Genomic DNA, 22,118 nt, shown 5'->3' with positions numbered 1-22,118 from the left:
GGATGATGGGGATCCGACAGGCCAGCTCCGGGCTGAAGTTTTGAGCGGCCTCAGGCGGCGGGAGCGGGCCGCCTGAGGCTTTAACGTGAAGCGTGTCGCTTGAAGCTTGCAGCTGCGTCTTTTAGAACTTCGCAACCACGTCCAGCTGCAGGGTGTTCGCATCTTCGTCACGCGGTGCGTTGGCGAAGGCGAAGTCTGCCTTGGTCAGGAAGTACGTAGCGCCGAGGGTGAAGTTCTTGTCGACATCGTACGAGACGCTCAGCTTGTGGCCGCGCGAACCGGTGGTGCCGTTGGCGAAGTCGGAGTCGGTGAAAGCGCCAACCACTGCGTTACGCTGAGTATCGCGATAGTTGTAGTCCAGACCGAAACCAAACACCTTGGTCTTCACACCGGTCAGCCAGGCAGTGTCCTGGTTGCTGTCGGTGGCGCTGTTGACCACGTACTGACCGTAGAGACTGACCGGAACGACCATACCGGTCAGGTCGAGCTGGCCGAAACCTTCATACAGACGGAAGTCAGTGGTGTTGTTGCCGTTGATGCTCAAGCCGCAGAACGTCGTGCTGGTGCTTGCCGCCGCCGGGTTACAGTCGTTGGAGTTCTGGTACTGGTACACCGAACCGCCGACGGTCGCCTTGACGTTGTCGGTGATCGCGATACGCGTACCCAGTTGGGCAGCGTTCAGGCGCAGGTCGTTCTTGAACTGCGTACCGTCACCGCTGATGTTGTCCTTGAGGGTGTACGTACCGGCGCTACCGAACAGCTCGAAACCTTTGGTGACCGGCACGCTGTAAGTGGCGGCCAGACCTTCCGGGTTGATGTCGTTGTCCCAGATCACGTCGCCTTCGCTGACCCACGGCTGGGCCATCTTGCCGCCGATGACATGCAGGTTCTGGATGGCGGTCGGGTGGTAATCGATGTAACCCTGATCCAGCCAAAGGTCTTTCTTGGTGAAGTAGTCGTTTTGGTCGACGTTGGTGGAGTTGGCCTTGTTGTCGCCACCGGTCGCGATACGGATGCCCGTGCTGACCTGTGGGTTGATGTCGGTATACGCGCCCAGACGAACACGGATACGCTGACGGTTCTTGTCCTGGCTGTTGTTCTGGTCGTCGATCTTGACCGTTTCCTGGCGCACGCGGACGTCGCCTTTGAATTGGGTCTTGGCGGCCCATGCGACTTTCTGTTCAAACGCCGACAGCTCGGAAGACTTGGCGGCGGTAGCGGCGGCGATCTGGTCGGCTGTCGCTTTCTGGGCTTGTTGTTGAGCCTGCTGATCCTTGGCGAGCTCCGATTGCAGTTCGGCGTACTGGGCTGGCGAGATCGAGCCGTTGGCCTTGAGCATGTCGAGCAGTTTCGCGTCGACTGCGGCGCTGGCCGGAACGCTCATGGCCAGCAACAGACCGCCACACAGGGCTGCCGCAGTTTTAGTGGAAGCAAGACGCATATCAATCTCCGTAGATGAGAAGGGATGACAAAGCCATCCAGGAACAACCGACCTGAGGCGGACGGAAAAAAGTCAGGTTTTTAGAACCGGAGGCTCTAAAAACAGGCGCCAGTATCACGGCCGTTTATGACAAGGGGATGGCTAGGTGATGGCATGTCGATGACAGGTGAAAAGAATCTGGAACCCGCAGGCTAGAGCGCTGTCGGCGCAAATTTCATGTGCAAACGTGTCCGATAGGTGATACTGCGCAAACGTTGGCGAGGGGATGGGAGGGGGCGATGTCGTTACACCGTTTGGATGCACTGTCGGACCTGAAGCCCGAAGAGTGGGATGCGCTGATTCCAGGCGACTCGCCCTTTCTGCGTCATGGCTTCCTCAGTGCGCTGGAAGACAGTGGCAGCTTGGGACCCCGTTCCGGCTGGCGTGCCGAGCATCTGCTGCATTACGAAAATGACCGGTTGATCGCGGCATTGCCGGCCTATCGCAAATGGCATTCCTACGGTGAGTACGTGTTCGATCATGGCTGGGCCGATGCCTGTCGCCGTGCGGGGATCGCCTACTATCCGAAGCTGTTGATCGCGGTCCCGTTCAGCCCCGTCAGTGGTCCGCGACTGCTGGCAAAGACACCCGAGGACGGTCGCGAGTTACTGGCGTGTCTGCCGGGGTATGCCGAGGCTGAATCGCTTTCCAGCGTCCACGTCAACTTCACCGACCCCGTGGCCGATACGCTGTTGGCCGAGCAACCGGGCTGGTTGCAGCGCATCGGCTGTCAGTACCACTGGCAGAATCGCGGCTACCGGGACTTTCAGGATTTCCTCGATGCGCTGAGTTCGCGTAAGCGCAAACAGATGCGCAAGGAACGCGAGCAGGTGGCGGGGCAGGGGTTTGAATTCGAATGGTTGCAAGGGCATGAGCTGAGTCAGGCCCACTGGGATTTCGTTTATGCCTGCTATTCCAACACCTACGAGGTTCGCGGGCAGGCGCCGTACCTGACGCGGGAGTTCTTCAGCCTGGTTGCCGAGCGCATGCCCGAAGCGATTCGCGTGGTGCTCGCCAGACAAGGCACTCGGCCAGTGGCGATGGCCTTCAGCCTGATCGGTGGCGACAGTTTCTACGGGCGCTATTGGGGCTGCCTGGCCGAATTCGACCGACTGCACTTCGAGACCTGCTTCTATCAAGGCATGGACTACGCCATCTCCAACGGCTTCAAACGCTTCGACGCGGGCGCGCAGGGCGAGCACAAGTTGATCCGCGGGTTTGAGCCGGTGATCACCCATTCCTGGCATTACTTGGCCCATCCCGGCCTGCGCGAGGCTGTGGCAGACTTCCTGAATCAGGAGCGGGCGGGGATTCTGGCGTACGCCGAAGAAGCGCGCGCAGCGTTGCCGTATCGGCAAGCCTGACCGAAACCATCGCTCACTTGCACAGAGATCCATTGTGGGAGTGAGCTTGCTCACGAAGAGGCCGCTACATCCGCTGGATTAGCAGCGCTTGAAAGGCCTTTTTCGTGAGCAAGCCCACTCCCACAAGTTTGGTGTTGTTACAACGACTGGGGCGCCACAGGGAAATCTTCCACCCCGACAAACCCCCCGGTCTGGTGCGCCCACAGTCGCGCGTAAAGCCCTTTGTGAGCGAGCAATTCGGCGTGGGTGCCGCTCTCGGCGATACGGCCATCTTCCAGCACGATCAGCCGGTCCATGCGCGCAATGGTCGAGAGACGGTGAGCAATGGCGATCACTGTCTTGCCCTCCATCAGGGTTTCCAGGCTTTCCTGAATCGCTGCTTCCACTTCCGAATCCAGCGCCGAGGTCGCTTCGTCCATGATCAGGATTGGGGCGTCCTTGAGCAGTACGCGGGTAATCGCGATCCGCTGGCGCTGACCGCCGGACAGCTTCACGCCGCGTTCCCCCACATGAGCGTCCAGGCCGGTTCTGCCTTCGGAGTCCGTCAGCTGTGGAATGAAGCCATCGGCCCGGGCTTTGCGCATGGCTTCCCACAACTCGGCGTCGGTAGCGTTCGGCCTGCCGTACAACAGGTTGTCGCGGATCGAGCGGTGCAACAGCGACGTGTCCTGGGTGATCATGCCGATGTGTGAGCGCAGGCTTTCCTGAGCGACGTGAGCGATGTCCTGATCGTCGATCAGAATCCGCCCGCCTTGCACGTCGTACAGACGCAACAACAGGTTCACCAACGTCGATTTACCAGCACCCGAAGGTCCGATCAGACCAATCTTCTCGCCCGGCTTGATGTCCAGGTTCAGGCCGTGAATCACGCCTTTGCCCTTGCCGTACTGGAACTCGAGGTTTTCGAATTTTACTTCGCCACGGTTGACCAGCAGCTTCGGCGCGGCCTCGCGATCGGTCACGCCGACCGGTTGGGAAATACTTTGCAGGCCGTCCTGCACCATGCCGATGTTTTCGAAGATGCCGTTGACCACCCACATGATCCAGCCGGACATGTTGACGATGCGGATCACCAGACCGGTCGCCAGCGCAATCGCGCCGACCGAAATCATCGACTGGGTCCAGAGCCACAGCGCAAGGCCGGTGGTCCAGACGATCAGGATCCCGTTCAGCGTGGTGATCACGGTGTCCATCTCGGTGATGACGCGGCCGGCGAGCTGGGTCTTCTCGGTCTGCTCACTGATCGCTTCGCGGGCGTACTGCTGCTCGGAGCTGGTATGGGCGAAGAGCTTGAGGGTGGTGATATTGGTGTAGCCGTCGACGATGCGCCCCATCAGCTTGGAGCGGGCATCGGAGGACACCACCGAGCGCGCCTTGACCCGAGGCACGAAATACCAGAGCGCCAGGATGAAGCCGAGAATCCAGCTCAGCAGCGGAATCATCAGGCGCCAGTCGGCCTCGGCAAACAGCACCAGCGCACCGATCGAGTAGATCAGCACGTGCCACATGGCATCGACCGTCTGAACCGCCGAGTCACGCAGGGCGTTACCGGTCTGCACGATACGCTGGGCAATACGCCCGGCGAAGTCGTTCTGGAAGAAATTGACGCTCTGCTTGAGCACGTAACTGTGGTTCTGCCAGTTGATCATGCTGGTCATGCCCGGGCTGATCGTCTGGTGCACCAGCAGGTCGTGCAGGGCCACGAAAATCGGCCGCAGGACCAATGCTACGACCACCATCCAGGTCAGCTCCAGCGCATGGTCACTGAAGAAGTTGGGGTTCGGTGTGCCTTGCGCCAGGTCGATGATGCGGCTCAAGTAGCTGAACAGCGACACCTCGATCAGCGCGCCAATCAGACCGACCACGAGCAGCGCGACGAAGCTGGGCCAGACCTGACGCAGGTAATATACGTAGAACGCCATCACCTGATTCGGCGGCGCGGCAGTGGGCGCCTCGCGGAAGATGTCGATCAGTTTTTCGAAACGACGATAGAGCATTGGCTATGATGCCCACGCTTGAGCGGGCTCTCCTTTTGGCGGGACCGAAAAATGTCCCTTGATCTGACCGCGTGAACGCGCGATTGCTCGCGGGGATTCACGCTGTTTGCTGCTGGAAAGTAAAAAGCCGGGCAAGCGCCCGGCTTTCGTGCACCTGACTAGCTTAGTTCACGACTTTGACCGACTTGATCAGAATCGGGTCGACGGGCACGTTCTGCATGCCGCCTTTGTTAGCCGTTTGGGAGTTGACGATGGTGTCCACGACGTCCATACCCTTGACCACTTTGCCGAAGACGGCGTAACCGAAGTCGCGCACGCCGTGGTCGAGCATGTCATTGTCCTTGACGTTGATGAAGAACTGGCTGGTGGCCGAGTTCACATCGGACGTACGCGCCATGGCGATGGTCCCGCGCACGTTGTGAAGGCCGTTGTCGGCTTCGTTCTTGATCGGGTCGTGCGTCGGCTTTTGCATCATCTGCGCCGTGAACCCGCCGCCCTGAACCATGAAGCCAGGGATCACGCGGTGGAAGATGGTGTTGGTGTAGAAGTTTTCGTTGGCGTAGGTCAGAAAGTTTTTGGTGCTGATGGGGGCCTTGTCCTGGTTCAGTTCGATTTCAATCTGGCCGAGGCTGGTGTCCAGCACTACGTGAGGAGCGGGGGCTGCCATCAGATTGGAGGCGAACAGCACGGCAGCGGCGGAGAGGGCGATTTTTTTCAGCATTAGGCAGATGTCCTGAAAGTGATTTCGACTGCAAAAACAGGCCATAAGGGAAGCACGTTTGCGGGGATTTTGACAGGGGGCGGTTCACACAAACGGTTCGGCCGCTGCTCAGTGTGCAAGCACCGGCGTGCTGGCGATTGCGTGAGGCCAGAAACATTCTCGGCGCCTGACCTGACGCAATCGCTGCCGTCGTAACCTCCGACGTCTCCTACAGGTTTTGTGTCGTTGCACGGACCGGTGGAGGCCCGCAGTGTGCAGGCGCCGGTTTGCTGGTGATTGCGTGAGGCCAGCAACATTCTCGGCGCCTGACCTGACGCAATCGCTGCCGTCGTAACCTCCGACGTCTCCTACAGGCTTTGTGTCGTTGCACGGACCGGTGGAGGCCCGCAGTGTTCAGGCACCGGCGTGCTGGCGATTGCGTGAGGCCAGCAACATTCTCGGCACCTGACCTGACGCAATCGCTGCCGTCGTAACCTCCGACGTCTCCCACAGGTTTTGTGTCGTTGCACGGACCGGTGGAGGCCCGCAGTGTGCAGGCGCCGGTTTGCTGGTGATTGCGTGAGGCCAGAAACATTCTCGGCCCCTGACCTGACGCAATCGCTGCCGTCGTAACCTCCGACGTCTCCTATAGGTTTTGTGACGTTGCACGAACCGGTGGGGGTGCTTACTGACGATTTTCAAGGGCCGTGAGGAATCTCATCAGCACCCGATTGAACGCTTCTGGCTGGTCCAGTGGTGTGGCGTGCCTGGAGTCTTCGATGACGATCAGTTCTGCGTTCGCGATCAGCCGGGTGTAAACCTGTTTCTGAGCCACCGGCGTGTAGTCGTGATCGGCGGTCACAATCAACGTCGGGCAGGCGATTCGCGATAACTTCTCCTGCACGCCCCAACCCACGATCGCACTAAAACTGGCGAGGTACGCGCGTTTGTCATTCTGGGCCCAGCGCTTGGCGATCTTGTTTCGCAGGTCCGCCTGCTCCGGTTTGGGGAACAGGTTTCTGCCCAGCCCCTTCCCGATGGTTTCCATGCTGAACACCCGGGCCAGTAACCAGCGTTTGGCGAACTGACGGAAGTCGTCGAAGCTTTTGACCTTCACTTGCGGTGCGCTGTTGACGATGGTCAGGCTCTTGAGCAACTGCGGCTGATCGACCGCCAGTTGAAAGCCGATCATGCCGCCCATGGAAAGGCCTACCAGATGCACCGGGCCCAGTTGCAAATGTTCGAGCAGCGCTTCGATGTCGGCGCTGAAGCCGGGAATGCTGTAGCGCTCATGGGGTTTGTCCGATCGCCCGTGGCCGCGTACGTCGACGGCGATCACCTGGTAGTGCGCCGCAAGGGCCGGGATCTGGTATTCCCAGTCCTGAGCACTCGAACCCAGGCCATGGACCAGCAATACCGGGCTGCCATCGCCGTACGTTTCGTAATGCAGTGAACAGCCTTCGTGGTCGAAGTAAGGCATCGTTTACATCCCTGTTCTGGCTGAAGGTTCCCGAACGCACGAGTCCCCTGTGGGAGCGAATTCATTCGCGAGAGGTCGGTACAGACAATAGACGTGCATCGGATGTACCGGCCATTCGCGAATGAATTCGCTCCCACAGTCATCCTGTATACATCGGGGCGTGCGGCCTCAAACCGCCTGCTGCGGCGCCGCGAACGCGGCATCCAGCGGTGCGGTGTCGAATGTCTGGATCAACTCGATGAGAATCTGGGTGGCAGGTCCCAGGGGTTTGTCCTTGCTGGAATAAAGGTAGAAGGTCGGACGCCGACTGCCACCCTTGTCCAGCGGCAGAATCTTCAGCACGCCTTCTTTCATCTCGCGCTCGATCATGTGCCGGGGCAGCCAGGCGAAACCCAGACCGCTGCTCACGAACGTCGCTGCGGTAGCCAAACTGCCCACTGTCCAGCGCTGTTCGGAACCCAGCCAGCCGACGTCCCTTGGCTGGTTGCGACCCGAGTCACGAATCACCACCTGTAACTGGCTTTCCAGGTCCTGGAAGGTCAGTTCGCGGTGCATCTGATGAAGCGAGTGCTCCGGATGCGCGACGGCGACAAACTCCACTGCGCTCATTTCGGTGCCCAGGTAGCCCGGGATATTGAATCCGCTGATCGCCAGGTCGGCCACGCCCTCTAGCAGCACCTCTTCAACGCCCGACAACACTTCCTCACGCAAGCGCACCCGGCAGCCGCGGCTCTGCGGCATGAACGCGGTCAGGGCGCGGACCAGTCGAGCGTTGGGATAGGCCGCATCGACGACCAGCCGTACCTCCGCTTCCCAGCCTTGCTCCATGTGGTGGGCGAGGTCCTCCAGTTGACTGGCGTTTTTCACCAATTGACGCGAGCGCCGCAGCAGCACCTCACCGGCCTCGGTCAACACGGCCTTACGACCATCGATACGCAGCAATGGCACGCCCAACTGGTCCTGCATTCTGGCCACGGTGTAGCTCACCGAGGACTGCGAGCGATGCAGGGCTTCGGCAGCCTGGGCAAAGCCGCCATGGTCGACCACGGCCTGCAATGTCCGCCATTGATCAAGGGTCACGCGGGGCGCTTTCATCTTTCGCTCCTGTTGTCCTAAGCTGGCAGTCCAATAATGAGGACTGCCGTATGAAAAAATTCTGTTGTGTGCTGCTGACCATGCTGCCCCTGAGCGCCTTTGCCTACCCGATCGATGTGGAAAAACACATCGACGGCGTGCAGATCGACTACAACAGCCACGACACCGCTTACGACATCGGCAACATCACGGTGAACAACTATGGTGACGTTCCGGCCAAGTGCACGGCGGTCTTCAGCAATGGCCCGGAGGCGCCGCGCACGCGTCGGGTGCAGATCGCGCCGAAGAGCAGCAGTAACATCACCGTCAAATTCAGCCGCGAGATCGTCAAGCTGCGGATCAAGCTCAGCTGTGAACCGCAATAACTTGCCGATCAGGTGACAGGAGAGACTAGTGCTCTTCTGTCGATGAAACAAATTATTAGATATTTAGAAGCAGTTTTTTACGCTTTTTAATCGATATAGTCACGTTTAACCTTCACTCCATCGAACTCATCTACACCCATTCGCTGGAGGCCACACCCCATGTCTCGCGTCCTGATCATCGAAAGCAGCGCCCGTCAGCAAGATTCCGTATCCCGTCAGCTGACTCAGCAATTCATCAGCCAGTGGCGCGCCGCGCATCCTGCCGACGAAATCACCGTGCGTGATCTGGCGGTCAAGCAGGTCCCGCATCTGGACATCGATCTGTTGGGTGGCTGGATGAAGCCGGAAGGTCAGCGCAGCCCGGTCGAGCAGGCCGCACTGGATCGCTCCAACGAGCTGACTGATGAGTTGGTCGCCGCCGATGTGGTGGTGCTGGCTGCGCCGATGTACAACTTCGCGATTCCCAGCACGCTGAAATCCTGGTTCGACCACGTGCTGCGTGCCGGGGTGACCTTTAAATATGGCGACACCGGCCCTCAAGGTCTGCTGACCGGCAAGCGCGCTTATGTGCTCACCGCACGCGGTGGCATCTATGCCGGCAGCCCGTCGGATCACCAGGAACCGTACCTGCGTCAGGTGCTGGGTTTTGTGGGCATCCACGACGTCACGTTCATTCATGCCGAAGGCCTGAACATGGGCGGCGACTTCTCCGAGAAGGGCTTGAATCAGGCGGTCGCCAAGCTCGCTCAAGTGGCCTGACGGCCTGACGCGCCGGGCTTAATCGTCCGTTAATCCCGGCGCGTGATCATTCTCGCGTTCATCGACTCTCCCTTGGCACTTGAAACGCTCCTGAGTGCATCGCCCGATAGACCTGCCACTTTGCGCCGGGTCATCGGGTTTTTTATTGCCTGCTTGATGCGCACGCTGTCTGTAGGAGCGCGCTTGCCCGCGATAAGTTTTCAGCCACATAGATGTATTGAATGCACCGGCCAATCGCGGGCAAGCGCGCTCCTACAGGAGTGAGGACTCAGAAAATCTCAAAGCAGGGTTGCCCACCGCAACCGCGGATGATGTTTCTTCGGTCCCGATCAGTCATCCACCCCTCGCCACACACGGGTTAAAGCGCCGACATCCTTGAGCTAGACGCCCCGCGCGACTGCATCATCGGGAGTGATGTTTGATATTCCCAAGCTTGGTTTTTCATGTGCCGGGCAACCGAATAGATTGGCTCCAACGAAACGAATCACCGACTTACCGAATACCTAACTTACTTAACAGTTCTGCGGAGATCTTAATCATGAAAAAATCAATCGCCTTCGGTTTCGCACTGTCCATCCTGGCCGCCGGTTCTGCATTCGCCAGTCCAGAGAAAACAACTCAGCGCGCGCTCGTAGATGCTTCCAGCGCTACTGTTCTGGACAGCAAAGTTGCCAGTAAAGATGCAGTCAAACCCTTCGACAGCAAATCGTCGAGCACCGTGATCGTTGCTGACAATCGCAAAGAGTTCGGTTCGAGCTATCAGCGCTACTGAGTAAGTGCCAGGTTCAGTCTTATCTGAACGCACTTAAAAAAGCCCGGCCAATGCCGGGCTTTTTGTTGTCTGGCGAAAAACGGCTGGACTGCCGTTACCCATAACGATGGCGCTTGCCGACAGTGTCGGTATTCCAACCAGCGTATTTCCAAGACGTACGCCGGCACCCGGGAAATCCTGCTCGATATGCCTTCTGCAAACCGGATTGTGCAATCCCGAATCTGTCTCGCTGTGGCTTGAACGTCCCGAAATCATTGAGCTAGAGCAGCGGGTGCCTGATATCAGCGCCGCTGATGTTGAATATTTCAACGGGTGGTTTTTCATCGCCGCCGCCAACCATTAACTTAGCTCCAACGAAACGAATTACCCAACTTACCAACAGTTCTGCGGAGATCTAAATCATGAAAAAGTCCATCGCCTTCGGTTTCGCACTTTCCATCCTGGCTGCGGGTTCGGCGTTTGCCAGCCCTGAGAAAACTTATCAGCGCGCTATCGTCGACGCTTCCAGCGCCACTGTTCTGGACAGCAAAGTCGCCAGCAAAGATGCGGTTAAACCTTTCGACAGCAAGTCTTCCAGCACCGTGATCGTTGCTGAGAACCGTAAAGAGTTCGGTTCGAACTATCAGCGCTACCAATAACGTGCCACGTTCGGTCTGAACTGAATGCACACCAAAAGCCCGGCAGATGCCGGGCTTTCTGTTTGCTTGCAATAACGGTCAGGCGACACTGTCTTTGGACGTCCGGGCCAACCCCGCCCGCATGTCCGTGCCACTGGGTTGTTGATACAGGCTTAGACCAAACTCCGGCAACACTGCCAATAAGTAATCGAAGATATCTCCCTGAATCCGCTCATAGTCCGCCCAACTGGTGGTGCGGGTGAAGCAGTAGATTTCCAGCGGAACGCCCTGCGCAGTGGCCTCCATCTGACGCACCATGCACGTCATGTCGGGGTGAATGTCTGGATGGCTCTTCAGATAGGCCAGCGCGTAGGCGCGAAAGGTCCCGATGTTGGTGATACGACGGCGGTTGGCCGAGAGCTCGGCAACATTGCCCTGCGCTTCGTTCCAGGCCTTGAGCTCCGCTTTCTTGCGGCCCATGTAATCGGTGAGCAGCCGGACTTGCGTCAACTTTTGTTCCTCGGCCTCGGCGATGAAGCGCACGCCACTGGCATCGATGAACAGGCTGCGCTTGATCCGACGTCCGCCTGCTGCCTGCATCCCACGCCAGTTTTTGAACGACTCGGACATCAGGCGCCACGTCGGAATGGAAACAATGGTCTTGTCGAAGTTCTGCACCTTGACCGTGTGCAGGGTGATGTCCACCACATCACCGTCGGCGCCGACCTGAGGCATCTCGATCCAGTCGCCCACCCGCAGCATGTCGTTGCTGGTCAGCTGCACGCTGGCGACGAACGACAGCAGCGTGTCCTTGTACACCAACAGGATCACCGCGGACATCGCACCCAGCCCCGACAGTAACAACAGCGGGGAGCGGTCAATCAGGGTCGCGACGATGATGATGGCGGCGAACACGTACAGGATCATCTTCGCCAACTGGACGTAACCCTTGATCGAGCGGGTTCGGGCGTGCTCGGTGCGGGCGTAGATATCGAGCATCGCATTGAGCAGTGCGCCGACGGTGAACATCATGAACAGGATGGTGAACGCCAGCGCGACATTGCCCAGCACGTGGCTGGCGGTCGTGTTCAGGTCGGGCACCAGGTTCAGCCCGAACTGGATCACCAGCGACGGCGTGACCTGCGCCAGACGGTGAAACACCTTGTTGTGCAAACAGTCGTTGAGCCAGAACAGCGCCGGCTGACGACCGAGTGCCTTCATCGCGGACAGAACGATGAAACGCACCAGACGCCCGAGGGCGAATGCGGCGACCAGCAAGATCAGCAAACCCACGGTCGTGCGCAGCATCGGCTGGTGTTCGAGCAGGTCCCAGAGTGCTTGGGCGCGCAGCCAGAGTGGGTGAGTGTCCATGGGCGCATGATCTCCTGATGAAAAATGGGCCGCGATTAGAGCATTGTTGCGCCAGAGAAAGCTGCACGGGGTAAATCGCGTAACAAAATAGGCCCTTTGAGGTAAAGAGACTCGGCGAACACGGCTTAAACCGGTACCCTATGCGACTGTTTTTTTGTATTCCGCCGAGGTAACACCCGTGTTCTCCCAATTCGCCCTGCACGAACGCCTGCTCAAAGCCGTGGCCGAACTCAATTTCGTCGAGCCTACGCCTGTGCAAACAGCGGCCATTCCGCTGGCGCTGGAAGGACGCGATCTGCGGGTGACGGCACAAACGGGCAGCGGTAAGACTGCCGCATTCGTATTACCGATGCTCAATCGCCTCATGGGCCCGGCCAAGGTTCGCGTCGACATTCGCGCGGTGATCCTGCTGCCGACCCGTGAGCTGGCACAGCAGACCCTCAAGGAAGTCGAGCGGTTTTCTCAGTTCACCTTCATCAAGGCCGGTCTGATCACCGGTGGCGAAGACTTCAAGGTTCAGGCCGCCATGCTGCGCAAGGTGCCGGACATTCTGATCGGCACCCCGGGCCGTTTGCTGGAGCAACTGAACGCCGGCAACCTGGACCTCAAGCAGGTCGAACTGCTGGTGCTCGACGAAGCCGACCGCATGCTGGACATGGGTTTCGCCGAAGACGTGGAGCGCTTGGCGGGCGAGTGCGCCAACCGTCAGCAGACCATGCTGTTCTCGGCCACTACGGGTGGCTCAGGTCTGCGCGAAATGATCGCCAAGGTGCTTAAAGATCCACAGCATCTGCAGGTCAACAGCGTCAGCGAACTGGCCGCCGGCACGCGCCAGCAGATCATCACCGCCGACCATAACGTTCACAAGGAACAGGTGCTGAACTGGCTGCTGGCCAACGAGACTTACCAGAAAGCCATTATCTTCACCAATACCCGTGCCATGGCAGACCGCATCTACGGTCGTCTGGTGGCGCTGGAGTACAAGGCATTCGTGCTGCACGGCGACAAGGACCAGAAGGACCGCAAGCTGGCGATCGATCGCCTGAAGCAGGGCGGCGTGAAGATCCTGGTGGCCACTGATGTCGCGGCCCGTGGTCTGGACGTTGATGGCCTGGACATGGTCATCAACTTCGACATGCCGCGCACCGGCGACGATTACGTTCACCGCATCGGCCGGACCGGCCGTGCGGGCGGCGAAGGTCTGGCGATCTCCCTGATCACCCACGGTGACTGGAACCTGATGTCGAGCATCGAGCGCTACCTCAAGCAGAAGTTCGAGCGCCGTACCATCAAGGAAGTCAAAGGCACTTACACCGGGCCTAAAAAGGTCAAGGCCTCCGGCAAAGCCGTGGGTGTGAAGAAGAAAAAGACCGACGCCAAAGGTGACAAGAAGGGCGACAAGAAGAAAACCGCCGCCAAGGGCCCGACCAAACGCAAGACGGTGAACCGTCCGAAGGCCGATCCGTTGGTCAGTCAGGATGGTCTGGCGCCGCTGAAGAAACGCGTCACCCGTCCGCCCGTCTCGGAATAACCGTCTGCCGCATTCGTCAATCCGTGCACAGTTGCTCTGTGCATGGGGACTCTGTGGGAGCGAGCTTGCTCACGAAGACGTCGGTCCAGTCGCCCGATCTTCTGCGATTGGACGTCAGCTTTCCTGAGCAAGCTCAGTCCCACGGGTGCGATGCCCCCCGGTGAATGACCACCGCCGGCATCGCGATTATCCTTCTGCCTTTTTCGCCGCCTCATCCATCTCCTTCAACCGCTGATCGATCAACTGGCATTTGTCCGGCAGGTCCTTGCTGGCGGTTTCCAGTTGCATGTCCTTGATCTCCTGATTCAGCTCTTTTGCCTTTGTGGGGTTCTGCTGGGTCAGTTTCTGTACCTCTTGCGCCAACTGTTCCCGTTTGGCCTGCGCCTCTTCAGGCGTGCAGGCCCAGACCGGTAACGCCGCCAGCAGTGCCACTGCCGCCGTGATGCTCATCAGGGTTTTCATGACTGCCTCTGTGTCTATTGCGGGCTTACTGAAATGGAGAGCCCGCGGGAGGCAAAAGTTCATCATACGACCGCTGGGCTCGTGGGCTGAACGGGTGCCGTTGCGCCCGGTCACACCTCAAGAGCGTGAAGCCCGAAGACCGGACGTCACGGGTCACCCCTATCCTTCCTGGAGGTTGGAATATGTCTGCTGAATCCGACAACACACGCTATGACTGGGACTTGATCGAGCGCCTGTTGCATGAAGTCCAGAACAGCGCCGATAAACCCTTCGTTCCGCGCAAATACGCTGAAGAACACGCGGCTGCGAAAGCGGCCGAGGGCGAAAGCACGGGCAATCTGGACACCTTGAAAATGGAGGCTGCGGACCTTGAAGCGTTATTGTTCAAGCGCGGATTCATTGAGTCGAGGCCGGAAGAGGAGGGCGGCAACGGCGAGAACTTCGTGCTGACCCCTCGCGGCTCAAGCTTGCTGGCGATGATCGACAGCAGCATTCCAGGCAACGATCACCCGCGCCAGGTGCTGGATGAACAAGCCGATGCGCTGGATCCCGCCACGTTCGACGAGGTGTCCTCCAAAGCGCAAGTGGCGTGATTAGAGCCTGCGGTTGCGCCTTTTGCTGTAGGCGTCGGCTTGCTGAAGAATGCGATGGGGCTGCGAGTTCAATGTTGAATGAGATATTGCATTCGCTGCCCTCGTAAACTCGGGCGTCTTGTGCAGCGATCAGGTGGACGCACGCAATGGTGGCTACTTTAAAACCTGTAGGGGCCGGCTTGCTGGCAAAGGCGTTTCTCACGAGTGTGTGCGTCTCTTCCCGCGTCTATTGCGCTTTCTTGACCCCTTTCAGGCAGCTCAGGTTCGTGAAGTCCTGTCGAACGTCGGCAATCTTCTCCAGCAGCTTCTGACGCTGTTCCGCAGAATTCTCCGCCACCAGATCGGTAATGAGTGAAATCGCCGCCTGCTCGGTATGGTCGTAAGCCTGACGGTACTCCGGCGTCCAGAAGGTCTCACGGTCCTGCAGCAGCTTGGCGATTTTCTGATCGAAGTCCGGCGCCTGCCGTTGTTTGACGGCGCTGACCAGCAGCGACTGCCAGTGCGCGCGGTTGTCGATCCACAAGCGATTCTGCTCGCCCAGCGAGGTCGACCATTGCATCACCCGGTCTTTCTGGGTCGGACTCAGTTTGCCAATCCACGGATTCAGGCGTTTCTCCATGCGTTGGGCGCGATCACGAACCTGTTTATCCAGCGGTTGATCGACGAAATCGGATTCATGTTTGCGCATGTCTTTGGCGAATGCCGCTTCCATCTCGGCCACTTGCTGGTCATCCAGCTGGCGCAGCAATTCGACGGCGGACGGGGTGATTTCCCGGGAGATGGTGGCGATGGCCTGCCGTGCTTCGGCCGTGCGCGCTTTGAGCTGCGCCTCGTTGACCTGATCAGTTTCAACCATGCCCTGCAAACGATCGAGCCACGTCAGGTAGTCGGGAATCTGCGTGCTGCAGTGCCAGTTCAGGTGCTCTTTGAGACGTTCGTTGAGCCAGTCCTTCTGCGTGGAGTCCAGGTCGAGGTAGTCGTTGAGCGACCACGGAATGATCAGGTCCAGGTGCCGGTACGTGAGACCCATCTGGCTGCAGCCGGTGATCAACAGCAATCCAAGCCACAGTGAAATGCAGGTCCTTAACACGATGCGCATGACAGCTCCTTGCCGGTTCGTCTCCCAGTTATAGAGCAAGTCACGCCATGCCAGTTCAGCCCATCAGAAAAACGAGCGCACGACTTTGAGTGTTACGGCGCTTTCGCACTGGCTGTTATGTCCACTGTAGGCGCTGCAATCGGCGCCAGTGAGGCTGGAGCCGCTGTACATCAGGTTCATGTCCATGCCGAGCCAGGGGCGCGAGATGTTGAACGACCAATCGTTGTAGGCGCTGATGGCGCCACCGCCGTCAATGATTGCCGGCGAGTCGAGCTGGTGATTGCCGTATTGCATGCGTACATCCAGGCCCAGATACGGCAGGCCACCCAGGTCGAGAAACAGCGTGCTGTCCTGGCGGCCCGCGTCAGTACTCACCGCAGTGCCGATGCGGCTGTCGAAGATGCGGAAGCCTGCGTACAGCTCGTGGCTGTCGATCTGATCGGTGTTGGGGTAGGTGTAGCGAATGACCCCGAGTTCATAGCCCAATGTCTTGTCGAAGGGCTTTTTGAAGCCCATGTAGGAATCGACTTCAAGGGGGGTGTCGGCTGAAAGACCGGCACTGGGCGACCACTGGCCGAAGTAGAAACCGCTTTCGTGGGTCAGGTCCAGTCCGCCGTGGAAGGCCGAGTCACCATTGCCAGGCGTCACCAGCCCTTGGGCCATCGTGCGGCTGGGCGTCGTGCCGAGCTTGAGGCTGAAGTCGCCCAGTTCGCGCTCTATCACTTGAGCATGGGCGGGCTGGTACACCGCCACGGCGCAGACAAACACGGCGCCGGTACAACGCGAAAAACAGCGAGCATAAGGCATGCTTCACTCCTTTCAAGTTTCAGAGGAGTGGATCGAAGGTGTCATATCCTCAGGCGTGAGGGCCGGATAGGAACCGCGAGCTAGAGCCTCGCAAGCATACCGGCGAATGCGACGATGAATCGACCGCTGGTCGATTCATCACAGAAAATGTGAACCTTGCGATCACTTGTTGCGGGCGACCAGCTTGTTGACCACGACCAGCGCCTGCGCAAAAGAGGGATAGCCGCTCTTGGCAACGTCCAGTTCGTCGTACTGCGACCGGTAGACCAACGCTTTTTCCTGATCCCGCGTGGCGGTGCGTTCCGCAAGCAGGGCGATGGCCAGCGGGTACTTGCGATCCGCCGATTCCTTCAGCATGTCGTTGACCTGATGTTCATCGGCGCCCAGGCGAATCAGCAGCACCGCCTGATAAAATTCGGCCTCTCCGGTGGTGTCTTGCTTCGCTGCGCGTTTGAGCAGGGCACTGGCCAGCTCGTAGTTCTCTTCACGCCGCTCATTGATCAGCAGCTTGGCCTGAAGCATGTCGTTCTGATAAAGCAGATAGTCCGCCCGGCATGGGCTGCCTGGCGCCGACGTGTCACACCCGTGTGTTGCACAACCGCCCAGGCCAAGGCAAAGCAAGGCGCCGAAGAACATCCATTTTTTCATATCGGTTTCCGCAAAGACGTCCAGTGATCAGGGCATCGTCCTGTCTGATCTGTCGACACGCCAGCACGAGACTGGGACGAGTGAGCTATCAGCAGACAGTAAAGCAGAGCTTTGATGGAGCGAGGGAGCGATGGACCTGGCGCTTTGTGATCAAAGCGCCTGGATGTCGACCGCGCAGGCGGGGAAAGATTTACTTTTTACCGAGGGAGATCTGTTTCGACGGGCCGAAGGTCTGGCCGCTGACGCCTTTGGCGATCTGTTGAATCTCGCCACCGGATTTCAGGAAAGCAGCAATTTGTGCGTTGATCGAATCGCTGGTCTCAACGGCAGGAGCTGGCTTGGCTTTCGAGTTGGATGCTTTTACACGCATGGCTGCTATTGACCTATATAAAATTAATACGGCCGGCCATCTTATCGGAATGTGAGGAGAATTGCTTGGTAAATATCGGTGCGGACCATAGACCGATTTATCGTGAAGACGCAAATCATTTCGCGAAAATACCGGCTAACTGCCTGTTTTAATTGCCAACGCCTGCGCCTTCGATCACCGGAATTGCGTAAAATTATCTCTGCATACGCCGTGGATCATCTGACGAATGGATTTTCGGGCAGCGGTGCCGAAGGGGGCAGCGGTCATCAACGCCTTGATTTTCAAGGCATCCAGACGGCGCTCGAAAACGGTATGTGCGCGAGCGGCAACCGGACCGCAAACTCGGGTAGAATGCCGCCCACGCAATGAGGGTATCTGGACATGGCTTTAGTCGGGCGTTACAACAGTTTGCAAGTGGTGAAACATACTAACTTCGGTTTATATCTGGACGGGGCGCAGGACGGCGAAATATTGCTGCCCAATCGTTATATTCCCAAGGATATTCCCAGCGAAGATGAAGACTGGCTCAATGTCTTTATTTATCTGGACAGCGACGACAAGTTAATTGCCACCACTGAAAAACCGAAAGTTCAGGTGGGTGAGTTTGCCAGTCTTAAAGTGGTTGAGGTCAACAGTATCGGCATCTTCCTCGACTGGGGTTTGCCGAAGGATTTGCTGCTGCCTTACTCCGAAGAAAAGCGTCCGCTGAAGGCCGGTGACTACTGCGTGGTGCATGTCTATCTCGACAAGCACACCCGCCGCATCACCGCGACCACGCGCCTGGACCGCTACCTGGACAAGGTGCCGGCCAACTACACGGTCGGTCAGGAAGTGGACTTGTTGGTGGCGGAAGAAACCGCGATGGGCTTCAAGGCCATCATCAACAACAAGCATTGGGGCCTGATCCACAAGAACGAAGTGTTCAAGTTCCTGCGTTCGGGCAAACAGGAAAAGGGCTTCATCAAGGAAGTGCGCAGCGACGGCAACATCAGCCTGAGCCTGCAGCCGGTGGGCGAACAACTGTCCAGCAGCCTTAACGCCAAGATCCTCGGCAAGTTGCGTGAGAACAACGGCGTATTGCCGGTGAGCGACAAGAGCGACCCGGCCGTGATCAGCAACCTGTTCGGCGTCAGTAAGGGCAACTTCAAAAAGGCTATCGGCGCGTTGTACAAGCAGGGGCAGATCGTGATTCATGCCGACCGCATCGAGTTGGTCTGACCGACCTGATTTGACCTGAGCCAGCGTCATCGCCGAGCAAAAAGTGCAATGCTTTTTGCAGCTATCGGCGATGACGCAGGGTCACAGCCTTGAGCGTGCCTTCCGGTGCGCGACCATGCGGACTTCGGGGCTTTTTTCATGAAACGATTTCTCAGCGCTTATCTGCCGACGCTTCTTGCGTTTCTGGTGCTCGACGGTCTTTGGTTGGGTGTCCTGATGGGGCCGACCTACCGCGAGTGGCTCGGGCCTCTGATGCTGGCGCGACCGGTCATCTTGCCGGCGGTACTGTTCTACCTGATCTACATCGTCGGCATCGTGCTGATTGGCGTATTGCCGGGTGTCGGGCGAGCAAGCCTGCGGCATGCGGCAGGCTACAGCGCGCTGTTGGGGGTGATGGCTTACGGCACCTACGACCTCACCAACTGGGCGACCTTGCAGGGCTGGCCGTCGCAACTGGCGCTGGTGGACTGGGCGTGGGGGACGTTTGCATCGGGTGTGGCGGGGGCGGTGGGGTATCTGGCTGCCCGCAAGCTCACGCGTTAGAAGATCCACTGTGGGAGCGAGCTTGCTCGCGATGGCGTTGTGTCATCCGCCGAATCGGGTGCAGACCCATCCGATTCGCGGGCAAGCGCGCTCCTACCGGATCAAGGCGTGCCTTGGCAAACGTGATTATTTTTGCACGAACGCCGCAAAACTCAGGTTCGCGCCGTTCGGCCGCATGTCCTTGAGGTACGAGTCCTTGTCGGCCGACAGCTCCAGGCTGACCGTCGATTTGCGTTTTCCTTCGTTGCGAATGACCACACCGTCTTTCTGTTCGCGCAGGAATTTGGTGGTCACCTTCAGGTGAATCAATTCGTCCGTGCTCGGCGTGTGCAGCAGCAGGTGCAGCCACTCATACTGGCCCACCGCGAGGCGGCTCACCGGCAGGTCGAACCACCAGATGTTGCGCTTGGGGTCCAGAACGGCGAAGTGGGTATTGTTGGTGCCCAGTACCGCGCCACCCAGTTGCTCATTACGGCGAGCAATGGCTTGCTGCTTGTCGATTTTCATAGCGTTCCTGTGGATCTGAATCTGTAGAACCCGTGCGTGCATGATAGGCACCGTCCGGCTCGGCCGCGCATTCTCCGAGGTTGTCGGGCAAACATAAAGGCAAAACTGTCCGTGGGACGCTGCGGTGCGATGAAAAGCGCCGTTACACCTGCACCCTCACCACTCGAAAAATATTTGAAACTCTCGTGAACAGCCGCCAGTCAATCTCTACGTCGAGGTTATGACACCGATTATTACCCTGGAGAATTCTTATGAGCAGCACTGGCGATAAAATCAAAGGCATGGCCAACGAAGCAGCGGGCAACGTCAAGCAAGGTGTCGGCAAAGTGACTGACAACGACAAACTGCGCGCTGAAGGCAAGGCACAAGAGCTCAAAGGCGAAGCACAGCAAGCAGTCGGCAAGACCAAAGATGCTGTGAAAAAAGGCGTCGACAAGGCCTGATGGCCTGCGCGTTTGAGGCGTTAGACGCCTCCAGCGCACTCAGCGTGACCCCTAACGGCCATCAATTGATGGCCGTTATTCTGTCCGGCCAATGGTGTTCAGAAACCTGCCGGCCATGACAAAAGTGCTTAACTCAATGTAAAAAGCGGCCCGGTGTGGCGGGCACACGGAATTTCAAAGCGTTTGCCCGCTCGTATAGGTAAATGTGCTTCAGATACGTCTACGTCGCGAAAGGAGACGCCATGATATTCCCGGATTTGCGCCAGCTACGTTTCAGAACGGTGTTGGTCAGAACGGTCAAAGAGTTTCTCGACGACGAGATGTCAACGTACGCCTCGGCGTTGGCTTATCAGACGCTGTTCTCGCTGTTTCCTTTTTTGCTGTTCCTGATCGCCCTGATCGGTTTCCTTCACCTCCCTGACTTCTTCAGCTGGCTGCGTTTGCAGTCCGAGCTGGTGCTGCCGCCGCAGGCGCTTGATCAGGTCAACCCGGTGATTGACCAGTTGCAGCAATCCAAGGGCGGCTTGCTGTCGATCGGTATTGTCATCGCCTTATGGAGTGCGTCGGCCGGTGTGCGCCTGATGATGAGTGCGATGAACGCCGCGTACGACGTGGTTGAAGAGCGTCCGGTGTGGAAGCGTCTTCCCCTGTCCGTGCTGTACACGATCGCCTTTGCTGGCATGTTGCTGGCGGCGGCGGCGCTCATGGTCCTGGGCCCTCAGGTGATGGGCTGGCTGGCGGCGCAGATCGGCATGGAAGATTTCATCGTGACCTTGTGGACCATCCTGCGCTGGCCGGTGATTATCCTGCTGCTGATGGTTTCGGTGGCGATGATGTATTACGTCATGCCCGATGTTGAACAGGAATTCCGCTTTATCACGCCGGGCTCGGTGCTCGCCGTGGTGGTCTGGATCATCGCGTCGCTGGCATTCGCCTGGTACGTCAAAACCTTCGCCAACTACGACGCGATGTACGGCAGCATTGGTGCGATCATCGTGCTGCTGCTGTATTTCTACATTTCCGCATCCGTGTTGCTGTTGGGCGCGGAAATGAATGCGGTGATCGAACACCTGTCTCAAGAGGGCAAGGCCAAAGGCGAGAAAGTCGCGGGTGACGGCGGTGTCGACGCCGAGCCTGGCACCGAGGTGCCAGCGGGTCAGAAAAAGCATGTGTCAGGCTTGGGGCGCGACCACAGCCGGGACTACATCGACCACCACAGTGATCAAGGCGATCACAGCCACGACCACGATTACGACCCGCATTTGCATCGACTCAAGACCGACAAAACCTGATCGATACTGTGGCAGGATGCGCGTCTGTCCGGCGCATCCGCCCTTTCAAAAGGTCCTTCCATGATCCGTGAAATTCTCAAGATGGGTGACGAGCGCCTGCTGCGCGTCGCGCCGCCGGTGCCGAAATCGATGTTCGGCTCCGATGAGCTGAAAACCCTGATCGACGACATGTTCGAAACCATGCGCAGTGTCGGCGGCGTCGGGTTGGCAGCGCCGCAGATCGGCGTCGACCTGCAACTGGTGATTTTCGGTTTCGAGCGCAGTGAGCGTTATCCAGAGGCGGAGCCCGTGCCTCAGACGATCCTTCTTAACCCACTGATCACGCCGCTTGAACCGACCCTCGAAGAGGGCTGGGAAGGTTGTCTGTCGGTCCCTGGCCTGCGCGGCGTGGTGGAGCGTTACGAGCACATTCGCTACGAAGGGTTTGACCCGGACGGCAAGGCCATTCAGCGCATCGCCCGGGGTTTCCATGCGCGTGTGGTTCAACACGAATGCGATCACTTGATCGGCCGTCTGTACCCGTCACGCATTACCGATTTCAGCCGCTTCGGTTTCACCGAAGTGCTGTTCCCCGACATGGACCCGAATGCCGACGACTGAGCAGG

Annotated in this window: 26 protein-coding genes; 13 read left to right on the top strand and 13 right to left on the bottom strand. The window is 58.5% G+C overall.

What is annotated here, in order from left to right:
* Nucleotides 1-121: 121 nt before the first annotated feature.
* The gene (locus ABDX87_RS07175; protein WP_346832251.1) at nt 122-1,441 is read right to left on the bottom strand and encodes a putative porin; all 1,320 of its coding nucleotides are present in this window, start codon (nt 1,439-1,441) and stop codon (nt 122-124) included.
* 278 nt (nt 1,442-1,719) lie between these two features.
* Between ABDX87_RS07175 and ABDX87_RS07170 the strand changes: the two genes are divergently transcribed.
* Nucleotides 1,720-2,844, top strand: coding sequence for a GNAT family N-acetyltransferase (locus ABDX87_RS07170; protein WP_346832250.1), 1,125 nt, complete (start codon nt 1,720-1,722; stop codon nt 2,842-2,844).
* Between the two features lie 137 nt (nt 2,845-2,981).
* Here the strand turns inward: ABDX87_RS07170 and ABDX87_RS07165 are convergent, their stop codons facing one another.
* The 4 genes from ABDX87_RS07165 to ABDX87_RS07150 form a co-directional block, all read right to left on the bottom strand.
* The gene (locus ABDX87_RS07165; protein ID WP_346832249.1) at nt 2,982-4,841 is read right to left on the bottom strand and encodes an ABC transporter ATP-binding protein; all 1,860 of its coding nucleotides are present in this window, start codon (nt 4,839-4,841) and stop codon (nt 2,982-2,984) included.
* A 163-nt stretch (nt 4,842-5,004) separates the two neighbouring features.
* Nucleotides 5,005-5,562, bottom strand: a complete 558-nt coding sequence (locus ABDX87_RS07160) for a peptidylprolyl isomerase (RefSeq protein WP_346832248.1) — start codon at nt 5,560-5,562, stop codon at nt 5,005-5,007.
* A 664-nt stretch (nt 5,563-6,226) separates the two neighbouring features.
* A complete protein-coding gene (locus ABDX87_RS07155) occupies nt 6,227-7,021 on the bottom strand; it encodes an alpha/beta fold hydrolase (RefSeq protein ID WP_346832247.1) in 795 nt (264 codons plus the stop codon).
* 168 nt (nt 7,022-7,189) lie between these two features.
* Nucleotides 7,190-8,116, bottom strand: coding sequence for a LysR family transcriptional regulator (locus ABDX87_RS07150; RefSeq protein WP_346832246.1), 927 nt, complete (start codon nt 8,114-8,116; stop codon nt 7,190-7,192).
* Between the two features lie 50 nt (nt 8,117-8,166).
* Here ABDX87_RS07150 and ABDX87_RS07145 point away from each other — a divergent pair, with 50 nt between their 5' ends.
* The 3 genes from ABDX87_RS07145 to ABDX87_RS07135 all read left to right on the top strand — a co-directional run bounded on the left by ABDX87_RS07145 (nt 8,167) and on the right by ABDX87_RS07135 (nt 10,012).
* A complete protein-coding gene (locus tag ABDX87_RS07145) occupies nt 8,167-8,481 on the top strand; it encodes a 3-phosphoglycerate kinase (RefSeq protein WP_346832245.1) in 315 nt (104 codons plus the stop codon).
* 159 nt (nt 8,482-8,640) lie between these two features.
* Nucleotides 8,641-9,240 (top strand): FMN-dependent NADH-azoreductase, encoded by a 600-nt coding sequence (locus ABDX87_RS07140; RefSeq protein WP_346832244.1) that lies wholly within the window; start codon nt 8,641-8,643, stop codon nt 9,238-9,240.
* Nucleotides 9,241-9,778: 538 nt separating this feature from the next.
* Nucleotides 9,779-10,012, top strand: a complete 234-nt coding sequence (locus ABDX87_RS07135) for a hypothetical protein (RefSeq protein ID WP_346832243.1) — start codon at nt 9,779-9,781, stop codon at nt 10,010-10,012.
* 33 nt (nt 10,013-10,045) lie between these two features.
* Here ABDX87_RS07135 and ABDX87_RS07130 read toward each other — a convergent pair whose 3' ends face one another.
* A complete protein-coding gene (locus tag ABDX87_RS07130) occupies nt 10,046-10,336 on the bottom strand; it encodes a hypothetical protein (RefSeq protein WP_346832242.1) in 291 nt (96 codons plus the stop codon).
* Nucleotides 10,337-10,413: 77 nt separating this feature from the next.
* Here ABDX87_RS07130 and ABDX87_RS07125 point away from each other — a divergent pair, with 77 nt between their 5' ends.
* A complete protein-coding gene (locus ABDX87_RS07125) occupies nt 10,414-10,650 on the top strand; it encodes a hypothetical protein (RefSeq protein ID WP_346832241.1) in 237 nt (78 codons plus the stop codon).
* Between the two features lie 78 nt (nt 10,651-10,728).
* On the opposite strand, the gene ABDX87_RS07120 is transcribed toward ABDX87_RS07125, so the two are convergent.
* A complete protein-coding gene (locus tag ABDX87_RS07120; protein ID WP_346832240.1) occupies nt 10,729-12,000 on the bottom strand; it encodes a mechanosensitive ion channel family protein in 1,272 nt (423 codons plus the stop codon).
* Between the two features lie 178 nt (nt 12,001-12,178).
* Between ABDX87_RS07120 and ABDX87_RS07115 the strand changes: the two genes are divergently transcribed.
* Complete coding sequence (locus ABDX87_RS07115; RefSeq protein WP_346832239.1) at nt 12,179-13,531, top strand: DEAD/DEAH box helicase; 1,353 nt, start codon at nt 12,179-12,181, stop codon at nt 13,529-13,531.
* Between the two features lie 186 nt (nt 13,532-13,717).
* On the opposite strand, the gene ABDX87_RS07110 is transcribed toward ABDX87_RS07115, so the two are convergent.
* A complete protein-coding gene (locus tag ABDX87_RS07110; protein WP_346832238.1) occupies nt 13,718-13,993 on the bottom strand; it encodes a hypothetical protein in 276 nt (91 codons plus the stop codon).
* Nucleotides 13,994-14,175: 182 nt separating this feature from the next.
* On the opposite strand from ABDX87_RS07110, the gene ABDX87_RS07105 reads away from it, so the two are divergent.
* Nucleotides 14,176-14,586, top strand: a complete 411-nt coding sequence (locus tag ABDX87_RS07105) for a transcriptional regulator (protein ID WP_346832237.1) — start codon at nt 14,176-14,178, stop codon at nt 14,584-14,586.
* Between the two features lie 226 nt (nt 14,587-14,812).
* On the opposite strand, the gene ABDX87_RS07100 is transcribed toward ABDX87_RS07105, so the two are convergent.
* The 4 genes from ABDX87_RS07100 to ABDX87_RS07085 form a co-directional block, all read right to left on the bottom strand.
* On the bottom strand, nt 14,813-15,685 hold the full coding sequence (locus ABDX87_RS07100) for a DUF6279 family lipoprotein (RefSeq protein ID WP_346832236.1): 873 nt from the start codon (nt 15,683-15,685) through the stop codon (nt 14,813-14,815).
* Between the two features lie 63 nt (nt 15,686-15,748).
* Nucleotides 15,749-16,492 carry a TorF family putative porin gene (locus ABDX87_RS07095; RefSeq protein WP_346832235.1) on the bottom strand — a complete coding sequence of 248 codons (744 nt, stop codon included), beginning with the start codon at nt 16,490-16,492 and terminating at the stop codon, nt 15,749-15,751.
* Between the two features lie 162 nt (nt 16,493-16,654).
* Nucleotides 16,655-17,140, bottom strand: coding sequence for a hypothetical protein (locus tag ABDX87_RS07090; protein WP_346832234.1), 486 nt, complete (start codon nt 17,138-17,140; stop codon nt 16,655-16,657).
* Nucleotides 17,141-17,330: 190 nt separating this feature from the next.
* Nucleotides 17,331-17,510 carry a hypothetical protein gene (locus tag ABDX87_RS07085; RefSeq protein WP_037012170.1) on the bottom strand — a complete coding sequence of 60 codons (180 nt, stop codon included), beginning with the start codon at nt 17,508-17,510 and terminating at the stop codon, nt 17,331-17,333.
* A 102-nt stretch (nt 17,511-17,612) separates the two neighbouring features.
* On the opposite strand from ABDX87_RS07085, the gene ABDX87_RS07080 reads away from it, so the two are divergent.
* From ABDX87_RS07080 to ABDX87_RS07070, 3 genes are all read left to right on the top strand, one after another.
* Nucleotides 17,613-17,879: a hypothetical protein gene (locus ABDX87_RS07080; protein ID WP_346832233.1), complete on the top strand. Its 267-nt coding sequence runs from the start codon at nt 17,613-17,615 to the stop codon at nt 17,877-17,879.
* 12 nt (nt 17,880-17,891) lie between these two features.
* A complete protein-coding gene (locus ABDX87_RS07075; protein WP_074753071.1) occupies nt 17,892-18,728 on the top strand; it encodes a CvfB family protein in 837 nt (278 codons plus the stop codon).
* 138 nt (nt 18,729-18,866) lie between these two features.
* Nucleotides 18,867-19,271 carry a DUF2177 family protein gene (locus ABDX87_RS07070; RefSeq protein ID WP_346832232.1) on the top strand — a complete coding sequence of 135 codons (405 nt, stop codon included), beginning with the start codon at nt 18,867-18,869 and terminating at the stop codon, nt 19,269-19,271.
* Between the two features lie 126 nt (nt 19,272-19,397).
* On the opposite strand, the gene ABDX87_RS07065 is transcribed toward ABDX87_RS07070, so the two are convergent.
* Nucleotides 19,398-19,778: a hypothetical protein gene (locus tag ABDX87_RS07065; protein ID WP_074753069.1), complete on the bottom strand. Its 381-nt coding sequence runs from the start codon at nt 19,776-19,778 to the stop codon at nt 19,398-19,400.
* 251 nt (nt 19,779-20,029) lie between these two features.
* Between ABDX87_RS07065 and ABDX87_RS07060 the strand changes: the two genes are divergently transcribed.
* From ABDX87_RS07060 to def, 3 genes are all read left to right on the top strand, one after another.
* Nucleotides 20,030-20,221, top strand: coding sequence for a CsbD family protein (locus tag ABDX87_RS07060; RefSeq protein WP_346832231.1), 192 nt, complete (start codon nt 20,030-20,032; stop codon nt 20,219-20,221).
* 242 nt (nt 20,222-20,463) lie between these two features.
* Nucleotides 20,464-21,513, top strand: a complete 1,050-nt coding sequence (locus tag ABDX87_RS07055) for a YihY/virulence factor BrkB family protein (RefSeq protein WP_346832230.1) — start codon at nt 20,464-20,466, stop codon at nt 21,511-21,513.
* A gap of 60 nt (nt 21,514-21,573) precedes the next feature.
* Complete coding sequence (gene def / locus ABDX87_RS07050) at nt 21,574-22,113, top strand: peptide deformylase (protein WP_346832229.1); 540 nt, start codon at nt 21,574-21,576, stop codon at nt 22,111-22,113.
* The last annotated feature ends 5 nt before the right edge of the window (nt 22,114-22,118 follow it).

This window comes from Pseudomonas abietaniphila, assembly GCF_039697315.1.
GTDB lineage: Bacteria > Pseudomonadota > Gammaproteobacteria > Pseudomonadales > Pseudomonadaceae > Aquipseudomonas > Aquipseudomonas abietaniphila_B.
The sequence above is the reverse complement of the archived record's forward strand: the minus strand, read 5'-3'. Positions and strand labels throughout refer to the sequence as shown.

Coding starts and splice junctions, on each gene's coding strand:
- ABDX87_RS07165 (WP_346832249.1), bottom strand. CDS start 4,841: ATGCTCTATCGTCGTTTCGAAAAACTGATCGACATCTTCCGCGAGGCG.
- ABDX87_RS07175 (WP_346832251.1), bottom strand. CDS start 1,441: ATGCGTCTTGCTTCCACTAAAACTGCGGCAGCCCTGTGTGGCGGTCTG.
- ABDX87_RS07130 (WP_346832242.1), bottom strand. CDS start 10,336: ATGAAAAACCACCCGTTGAAATATTCAACATCAGCGGCGCTGATATCA.
- ABDX87_RS07145 (WP_346832245.1), top strand. CDS start 8,167: ATGAAAAAATTCTGTTGTGTGCTGCTGACCATGCTGCCCCTGAGCGCC.
- ABDX87_RS07110 (WP_346832238.1), bottom strand. CDS start 13,993: ATGAAAACCCTGATGAGCATCACGGCGGCAGTGGCACTGCTGGCGGCG.
- ABDX87_RS07105 (WP_346832237.1), top strand. CDS start 14,176: ATGTCTGCTGAATCCGACAACACACGCTATGACTGGGACTTGATCGAG.
- ABDX87_RS07170 (WP_346832250.1), top strand. CDS start 1,720: ATGTCGTTACACCGTTTGGATGCACTGTCGGACCTGAAGCCCGAAGAG.
- ABDX87_RS07085 (WP_037012170.1), bottom strand. CDS start 17,510: ATGCGTGTAAAAGCATCCAACTCGAAAGCCAAGCCAGCTCCTGCCGTT.
- ABDX87_RS07125 (WP_346832241.1), top strand. CDS start 10,414: ATGAAAAAGTCCATCGCCTTCGGTTTCGCACTTTCCATCCTGGCTGCG.
- ABDX87_RS07095 (WP_346832235.1), bottom strand. CDS start 16,492: ATGCCTTATGCTCGCTGTTTTTCGCGTTGTACCGGCGCCGTGTTTGTC.
- ABDX87_RS07055 (WP_346832230.1), top strand. CDS start 20,464: ATGATATTCCCGGATTTGCGCCAGCTACGTTTCAGAACGGTGTTGGTC.
- ABDX87_RS07150 (WP_346832246.1), bottom strand. CDS start 8,116: ATGAAAGCGCCCCGCGTGACCCTTGATCAATGGCGGACATTGCAGGCC.
- def (WP_346832229.1), top strand. CDS start 21,574: ATGATCCGTGAAATTCTCAAGATGGGTGACGAGCGCCTGCTGCGCGTC.
- ABDX87_RS07090 (WP_346832234.1), bottom strand. CDS start 17,140: ATGAAAAAATGGATGTTCTTCGGCGCCTTGCTTTGCCTTGGCCTGGGC.
- ABDX87_RS07160 (WP_346832248.1), bottom strand. CDS start 5,562: ATGCTGAAAAAAATCGCCCTCTCCGCCGCTGCCGTGCTGTTCGCCTCC.
- ABDX87_RS07120 (WP_346832240.1), bottom strand. CDS start 12,000: ATGGACACTCACCCACTCTGGCTGCGCGCCCAAGCACTCTGGGACCTG.
- ABDX87_RS07140 (WP_346832244.1), top strand. CDS start 8,641: ATGTCTCGCGTCCTGATCATCGAAAGCAGCGCCCGTCAGCAAGATTCC.
- ABDX87_RS07075 (WP_074753071.1), top strand. CDS start 17,892: ATGGCTTTAGTCGGGCGTTACAACAGTTTGCAAGTGGTGAAACATACT.
- ABDX87_RS07065 (WP_074753069.1), bottom strand. CDS start 19,778: ATGAAAATCGACAAGCAGCAAGCCATTGCTCGCCGTAATGAGCAACTG.
- ABDX87_RS07155 (WP_346832247.1), bottom strand. CDS start 7,021: ATGCCTTACTTCGACCACGAAGGCTGTTCACTGCATTACGAAACGTAC.
- ABDX87_RS07060 (WP_346832231.1), top strand. CDS start 20,030: ATGAGCAGCACTGGCGATAAAATCAAAGGCATGGCCAACGAAGCAGCG.
- ABDX87_RS07100 (WP_346832236.1), bottom strand. CDS start 15,685: ATGCGCATCGTGTTAAGGACCTGCATTTCACTGTGGCTTGGATTGCTG.
- ABDX87_RS07135 (WP_346832243.1), top strand. CDS start 9,779: ATGAAAAAATCAATCGCCTTCGGTTTCGCACTGTCCATCCTGGCCGCC.
- ABDX87_RS07070 (WP_346832232.1), top strand. CDS start 18,867: ATGAAACGATTTCTCAGCGCTTATCTGCCGACGCTTCTTGCGTTTCTG.